The organism is Desulfosarcina sp., from assembly GCF_046496365.1.
GTDB lineage: Bacteria > Desulfobacterota > Desulfobacteria > Desulfobacterales > Desulfosarcinaceae > Desulfosarcina.
Genome location: NZ_JAWOHB010000188.1, coordinates 1 through 3,601 on the forward strand (window position 1 = coordinate 1; position 3,601 = coordinate 3,601).

Below are 3,601 nucleotides of genomic sequence, written 5' to 3' on the forward strand. Positions count from 1 at the left end.
CAACCATGGAAGACATCGCCAAAGAGGCGGAGCTGAGCCCGGGCACCCTCTACCTTTACTTTAAAAACAAGGATGAACTTTACGCCTCTCTTTCGCTGCGAATTCTCCAATACCTGATGATCCGTTTGGAGCACGTAAGCACGGAGCCGTTCATCGACGCGGCCCAGCGCCTCACCGCGCTGAAAGATGCCATGTTCGACGTGTATGAATTCGATCCACTCATTCTGATTAACATGTTTCATATGCAGTCCAGCGAAACGCTGAAGAACCTGTCTCCAGACCTCCTGCATCAAATTGAAACCTTAAGCCGCAACGCTCTCAAAGTTATGGCCAATATATTCGAAGAGGGCATACGCAGACATGTGTTTGTGGACCGCCACCCAACGGCGATGGCCGACATTCTCTGGTCTCTTTTCTCCGGCATCGTGCTTTGGGAGACCAGCAAAAAAATAATCAATGGCGAAAAGGATTTCCTGAAGGAAACCTTTGACACCGCTTTTGATATCTTTTCTCAAGGTATCATGCGCCATCAACCGGCGCACCAGCTTTTGGGCGCGAAATAACCGCAAGTCAAAGCATCGACGAAAGGGGGGAATAATACGGGCAGGAGGGGGAGGGGGCTTCTTTCAACTGCATTTTCCACCAACCGATCTGAACAGACTGAAATCATTCCCAAAAGATGGGCCATCGGTTAAGGGCATTGAAAAGAAACCCAATGCACATCGGTCCGACGGAACTTTCAACTTTAATTCGGAGGAGAGTGACCCATGGCAGAAAAAGAAGTTGTCGAAACATCAGAGGCGCAGATTGCCGTACACTGGCAGGAGGAAGGCTACTATTATCCATCAACGGAGTTTATCGCCCAGGCAAACATGACCGACAAAGGCATCTACGACCGGTTCAGCCTGGAAAATTTCCCCAACTGCTACAAAGAATATGCGGATCTGCTGACCTGGTATGAATACTGGGATGAAATTCTGGATACCAGCGATGCGCCCTGCTACAAATGGTTCAAGGGAGGCAAGATCAACGCCAGCTTCAACTGCATCGATCGTCACCTGAAAAACAACAAAAACAAGACCGCCATTCACTTCGTTCCCGAACCCCTGAATGACAAGACCGAGCACATCACCTACCAGGAACTCTATGTACGCGTCAATGAATTCGCCGCCCTGCTCAAGGATTTCGCCGGTCTGAAGCGCGGTGACCGGGTTACCCTGCACATGCCCATGGTACCCGAACTGCCCATCACCATGCTGGCCTGTGCGCGGCTGGGCGTGATCCATTCCCAGGTCTTCGGCGGTTTCAGCGGTACCGCCTGCGCCGACCGCATCGTCGACTCGGGCAGCCGCGTCCTGATTACCATGGATTCCTATTATCGCAGCGGCTCCCTCCTCGACCACAAGCAAAATGCGGATGTGGCGGTGGAACGTGCGGCCAAAGACGGCCAGAAGGTCGACAAAGTGCTGGTCTGGCAGCGCTACCCCGGCAAATACTCCGCCAAGACCCCCATGGTCGACGGACGCGATTTTTTCGTCAACGACCAGTTGAAAAAATACTATGGCGCCCGGGTTGAACCGGAACGCATGAACGCCGAAGACCCGCTGTTTCTCATGTACACCAGCGGCACCACCGGCAAACCCAAGGGCTGCCAGCACGGCACCGGCGGCTATCTGGCCTACGTCACCGGAACGTCCAAATTCGTTCAGGATATTCATCCCGAAGATGTATACTGGTGCATGGCCGACATCGGCTGGATCACCGGCCACTCCTACATCGTCTACGGTCCGCTGGCCCTTTGCGCCTCCACGGTCATCTACGAGGGAGTTCCCACCTATCCGGATGCCGGACGCGCCTGGCGCATCGCCCAGGATCTGAACGTGAACATCTTCCACACCGCGCCCACGGCCATTCGCGCCCTGCGCAAAATCGGCCCGGACGAACCGGCCAAGTACACCTACCACTTCAAGCACATGACCACCGTGGGCGAGCCCATCGAGCCGGCCGTCTGGAAATGGTACCACAAGGAGGTCGGCAAGGGTGAGGCCATCATCGTGGACACCTGGTGGCAGACCGAAACCGGCGGATTCCTCTGCAGTACCCTGCCGGCCATCACACCCATGAAGCCGGGCAGCGCCGGGCCGGGCATGCCTGACATTCACCCGATCATCTATGACGACGACGGCAATGAGGTGCCCAGAGGGGCGGGCAAAGCCGGCAACATCTGCATCCAGAACCCCTGGCCGGGCATGTTCCAGACCATCTGGGGCGACCGGGACCGTTTCGTGAACACTTACTTTGCGCGCTACTGCAAGGATCCCAAAAGCACGGATTGGCGCGATTGGCCCTACCTGACCGGTGACGCCGCCGTGGAGGCCGAGGACGGCTACTACCGGATCCTGGGCCGCATCGACGACGTCATCAACGTCTCCGGCCACCGTCTGGGAACCAAGGAGATCGAATCGGCCGCGTTGGTGGTGCCGGAAGTCGCCGAAGCCGCCGTCGTCCCCGTCAACCACGAGATCAAGGGCAAGGAGCCGGATCTGTACATCGCCCTCAAGCCCGGTTTCCAGGCCAGCGATGCGATGGCCAAGAAAATCTCGGATGCAATCTGTGACCAGATCGGCAAGATCGCCAAACCGCGCAAGGTCTGGATCGTCAAGGACATGCCCAAGACCCGCTCCGGAAAAATCATGCGCCGCGTGTTGGGCGCGCTCTCCAACAACCGCGATGTGGGTGATGTCATGACCCTGGCCAATCCCGAAATCGTCGCTGAGATCAAGGAAATGGTTAAAAAATAAACCGCCAGGCACATCGGATTGGACCGGACAAAGATCCGGTCCAATTCACCACAAACCCGGAAAGGAGGTGGGAGGGGAGAGGTTTGAAAGATCAGCAGAATCGACAACCTTATTTGGCGCCGATCAACTTAATTGACGCAAGGCACAGGAGGAAACGTTATGGGTGGAACCACGTGGGTCTATATATTTCTCGGACTTTACATTATCTACTGTTTTTACTGGGGGCTGAAAGGCTACTTTACGGAAAAGACCTCTTCCGGCTACTCCATCGCCGGACGGTCGATTCCTTTTTTCGCCTTCCTGCTGGCGGCAACGGCGGCATCGTTTTCCGGATGGACCTTCATCGGCCATCCGGGCCTGATCTGGCGGGACGGTCTGGCCTACGCCTTCGCATCGTTTTACGTGCTGACCATTCCCATCACCGGCACCTTCTTTTCCAAGCGTACCTGGCTGTTGGGCAAACGCTACGGGTTCGTCACCCCGGGCGACATGTACGCCTACTACTTCAACAGTGAGGCGTTGCGCTGGCTGGTTGTGGCCACCGCGGTCCTGTATTCGGTATTTTACTCGGCGGTGCAGCTGATGGCCTCGGCCGCACTGTTCAACATCATCGCCGGCGTACCGATCACCTTCGGCGCCATCTTCATGGCCTTCATCGTCTGGTTCTACGTCTGCACCGGCGGTCTCAAGGCCAGCACCTGGGGAAGCAAATGCGCCAGGTAACTGCCGCCCGCGCTGGGCCAGGGATAATGATGGCGGGCCAGTCCGCCGCGGGCCGCTTTCTCCCACTCGGCATGCGT

Annotated in this window: 3 protein-coding genes; all 3 read left to right on the plus strand. The window is 56.6% G+C overall.

Annotation, left to right across the window (positions count from 1 at the left end; genetic code table 11):
* The coding region (locus tag R6V78_RS18710) for a TetR/AcrR family transcriptional regulator (RefSeq protein ID WP_410290909.1) at window positions 1–563 on the plus strand (563 nt) is incomplete at its 5' end.
* A 204-nt stretch (window positions 564–767) separates the two neighbouring features.
* A complete protein-coding gene (gene acs, locus R6V78_RS18715) occupies window positions 768–2,801 on the plus strand; it encodes an acetate--CoA ligase (protein WP_410290910.1) in 2,034 nt (677 codons plus the stop codon).
* A gap of 159 nt (window positions 2,802–2,960) precedes the next feature.
* A complete protein-coding gene (locus tag R6V78_RS18720; protein ID WP_410290911.1) occupies window positions 2,961–3,524 on the plus strand; it encodes a sodium:solute symporter family transporter in 564 nt (187 codons plus the stop codon).
* Window positions 3,525–3,601 lie beyond the last annotated feature (77 nt).